This window comes from Chitinophaga sp., assembly GCF_036566945.1.
Classification (GTDB): Bacteria; Bacteroidota; Bacteroidia; order Chitinophagales; family Chitinophagaceae; genus Chitinophaga.
In genome coordinates this window covers 1-4,383 of sequence record NZ_DATCVJ010000291.1, presented here as the reverse complement: position 1 = coordinate 4,383, position 4,383 = coordinate 1, and the positions used below count along the sequence as shown (strand labels likewise).

3 protein-coding genes are annotated in these 4,383 nt (G+C 43.9%); all 3 read right to left on the bottom strand.

Going from position 1 to position 4,383, the window contains the following annotated elements:
• On the bottom strand, positions 1–2,298 hold a 2,298-nt coding region (locus tag VIP81_RS08660; protein WP_331958522.1), incomplete at its 3' end, for a hypothetical protein.
• Between the two features lie 443 nt (positions 2,299–2,741).
• Positions 2,742–3,842, bottom strand: coding sequence for an endo-1,4-beta-xylanase (locus VIP81_RS08655; RefSeq protein WP_331958518.1), 1,101 nt, complete (start codon positions 3,840–3,842; stop codon positions 2,742–2,744).
• A gap of 7 nt (positions 3,843–3,849) precedes the next feature.
• The coding region (locus tag VIP81_RS08650) for a family 43 glycosylhydrolase (protein ID WP_331958515.1) at positions 3,850–4,383 on the bottom strand (534 nt) is incomplete at its 5' end.

Sequence of the window (4,383 nt, the reverse complement as noted above, 5' to 3'; positions counted from 1 at the left end):
ACAACCAGCAGAAGAATAAACACGAAGGATGTATTTACCGTTGTTCGACGTATTAAAATTTGGTATCCTGATCACCAGCGAGTCGCGGATGGTGGAATCCCGTGGGATATTCCATTTCAGGGAATCAAGTGGTCCCATCGGCGCCGCAGTAAGACTAATGCTATCGCCCACACATACATACGAAGTATCCCCTCTTGTTTGGCGGATGCCAAAAGGCTTAATCAGAGAGGCTCCTGCCCCATCCACTACTTTTACCTGTTGGGTAGAAGTGGCATTACAGCCATCCATTACCTGCACCGTATAATTGCCTGCCGGCAGATTGTTAAACACATTGGAAGATTGCCATGCACCGGTACCATAGTTGGTAATGCGGTACTGGAAAGGACCGAAACCATTAACAACAACCACCATTTTTCCTACAGTTGAACCAGGACATACGAGGCCGTAACTTTTATTCATATCAAATACCGGTGCACCATAATTTGGAACTTCCAACGTATACTGACTAACAGGCGCACAGCTATTACCATCGCCATACCTCGGTACTAACCCTACGATATAAGTTCTGCCGGAAGTCATATTATTCAGGACGGAAGTATTATACACCGGTGAAGAAGTACCTATTACCTTCAAGGCATAATAATCCAGCGGGAGTGTAGAAGCGGGTGTAGTATAAATTTTACCAAGTGTATCTTTTACCTGAATTCTGAAATTAAGGTTAACAAGCCCTGAGCTACAACCTGTAACCGGAATGGTTATCCAGGCTGAATCAATTTTCGGCGAATTTACGGGGAGCTGTGTCTTGATAGGTACGTTAGTGGTAACTGTTCTGCAGGGAAAAATAGTTTGTACAACGGCCGTACCTCCATTCACCGGAAGCCCTGTCCACGCGGTGACATAAGATGACACCTGGCTATTATAGGTCAGGTCAGGGAATTTTGATAAATCTGTTATTCCGGGGTAAGACACCAAATGTAACTTTACCGGAAAGGGACCCTGGGCTTTGATATTGTAAAACTGGATTGAGCCCCTGATTGAATCGCAACCTACATAGCTGTTGATGAAAGAAAGGTCATTAGGGTTCCCGGCAATAACAATCACCTCTTGTGAGATGACTTTGTTTTTTCCATCAGTGAGCGTAACAACATAAGTTCCCGAAGCAGTGGGATAGGTGGACTGATAAGAAAGCCCTCTGGCAGCCAGGGTAGTATCAAAAATATAGTTAGCTGGAGTAGCCTTATTAGCCACTGTAATACGTACCGGATAACAATAAAACGGAGAGGAATTACCCGGGCTCGATGTCGGAAAATCTAATTGTATCACCGGATATACAGAATCGCAGTTATTAACCGCACCATAATTAGTGGATATTTTCGCACTGAGTCCGGAAACAGGAATATTTACCGTAGTGGTTTGCCACAAACCTGTACATGGATGTTGTACCCATAATTTATATTGCTTTCCCTGTAATTGATCAGGCGCTATATAAGGCAGCGGTACCTGTGTACCGGAACCGGCAACGGTATCTGTAAAATTCCCGGAACCTGCCGGATACTCCATATACCACCGCAATTGCCCAACACTGTTTACTACTACCAGACTTGCCGTAGTACCACAGTTCGTGCTCTGATTCAAACTAAAATTAACAGGATTGCTTCCCAGGAGGGCTATCAGATTTGAAGGATATGCACTCACGCTACCATTTATCGTCACGTTATTTGTAACAGCTGTATTTCCACAGGCATCTGCCACTTGCACCATGTAACTTCCCGAAGAAAGCCCGGTAATAGCAGTTGATTTATTATTGGTGATGACAGGCGCGGGAATTGTAGGCCCTGAAATAACCGTTACTGTATATGGCGCCACTCCATAATTGAAAGAAATATCAAAAGTACCCGCGTTGTTACTGGCCGTGCATAAATAAGGTAAAGGAACGCGGTTGCTGGCACTTGTGATTGCCATTGGTACATACGTACTTTTCAATACCACTTTATTACTCAACACCGGTACGGTACCATTATTGGCGTCATACACCGCGACCTGATAAGTACCTGCCTGGAGATTATTAAACACACTATCCGACTGCGACTGTCTGATCACCACTCCTGTAGTACCATTACGCAGTTCAAAACCAATGGGAGCAACAGCGTTTGTTGTATGCGTGGTCATGATACCATTACCCGCACAGGTAGCATCCGTGGCAGTTGCCGTAACAACCAGCTGCGCGACGCCCTGCACCGCAATCAATTGTAAACAAACTAAAAACAAGACAATCAGGATAGTAGATTTTCGCCTCATTTGTGATGTTGATTTTGAGGGTTATTGAGGGTAATTGCAAGAGGTCCCCGCTTAAGAATGCACGTACAGATGGATACGAGTCACTCTTAGGAAATAGTATTTTCAGTGATGTCTTTAAATGCTGGCTGTCTACAGTACGATGGAGTTTCTTAAAACAATGTTTTAATATTACAAATGTTAACAGCTATTGTTTTCAAATTGTTTTAGTTCTACCTAAAAAATGTATTCCCCTGTTTATCAGAGGGCAAAGAAGCTAAAACACCGCCTGCAAATGGAGCAACGGTCCATTCAACCTCCGCTACCGATTAGCGAAGCCGGCCGGTTGATAACTGTTACTTAATGGCCCGGGGAGTAAATAGGATACCATTCTAAAAATATAATTGTCGTTTTACATTTATTTTTAAACATGGGGTTGAAAGCAATGGTAGTAATAATATGTCCTCTTAAAATTTAACCACCGCCCAAAACGCTTTTTTAGGCTGCAGCTCTTTGTCGAACAACAGTGGATAATCCTTTCTGCCACGCACAGGGAAATTATCCAGCCAGCTATATCTGTCAGAGATATTCCAGAATGTTACACCTGTCAAACTATGACGGTACTTCCGGAAAACATCAAAGCACAAGCGGAATTGTTCGAGTTGCTGCTGCTCCTTTGCAGCGGTAAAAGCAACGGCACTGTCTTCAAGTTGCCTTGCTCTCATCTCGTGTTCTTTGGGATAAACCGAGATATCAAATTCGGTGATCTGTAGTTTCAGTCCCGTTGTTAGAAAATCGGTGATCGTTTTTTCCAACTGCGCTGCTGAAGGCTCATTTATTGCCCAGTGTGCCTGCAAGCCAACGCCATGAACCGGTATACCTTTGCTGACCAGGCCATTGACCAGCTGGATGATCTTTTTCCGTTTATCAGGATTGATCTCATTGTAATCATTGTAAAACAACAACGCCTCCGGATCGGCTTCATGCGCCCACTGAAATGCCTTTTCAATGTACTCTTCTCCGCAGATCTGGTACCATAACGAATTCCGGTAAAATTCATCTTTACGGTCGCTGATCACCTCATTGGCTACATCCCAGGCATATACGATCCCTTTATATCTTTTTACAACGGTAGTAATATGTTCCTTCAATCGTTGCAGCAATATCTCCTTTGTTACCTGCTGATCATTGGCATCTTTAAAAATCCATTTCGGCGCCTGGTTATGCCATACTAAAGTATGTCCCCTGAGCTTCATCCCATTTCTACGGGCAAAAGCAGCGATGGAGTCGGCATCCCGCCAGTTATACTGTTGCTCTTCCGGATGAATAACGCCCATTTTCATGGCATTTTCAGGCGTAAGACTATTGAACTGCCCAACCACCAACCCTGCTTCATCTGTTCGCAATGCACGGCCAGAAACGGCCACGCCTATCGGAAAATAATCTTTGTAATAATCTTTTAGTCCAGGTGTTGCTGTAACAACACTGGATTTTTGAATATAGGCCGCACCACAAAAGTTCACGGAAGCAACGATCAAAACAATAAAGCCGTAGCGGATATTCTTCATAAAATATTTATTGGTGGGTTACTGAAAATGCACTCAAAGGTTGAATGGTGCCATCACTATTATACTTCATCTCCATCACCTTAACGTTTCTCAAATGTGTTTTACCCGACAACTGTGTATCGTGATAAAATAAATACCACCGATCCCCAAGTTGAACAATGGAGTGATGATTTGTCCATCCGTCAACAGGCTTCAGGATAATGCCCTGGTATTTAAAAGGCCCATACGGATGATCGCCGATTGCGTAAACAATATTATGGGTATCGCCTGTTGAATAGGAAAGATAATATTTGCCACGGTACTTGTGCATCCAGGCAGCTTCAAAAAAGCGTTTGTCATTGTCCTTTTCTTTGAACAGGTGGCCGTTGTTATCTGTTATTTTTATTTCAACAGGCGCCTGCGCCAGGCTTTTCATCCCCGGGGAAAGTTTCGCTACGCGGGGAAGAATGGCTGCCTCCTCTTTGTTGCGCAATTTCGCGGTGGCATTATACTGATTGTTGTCCCAGTTTTGCAATTGTCCTCCCCAGATACCTCCAAAGTA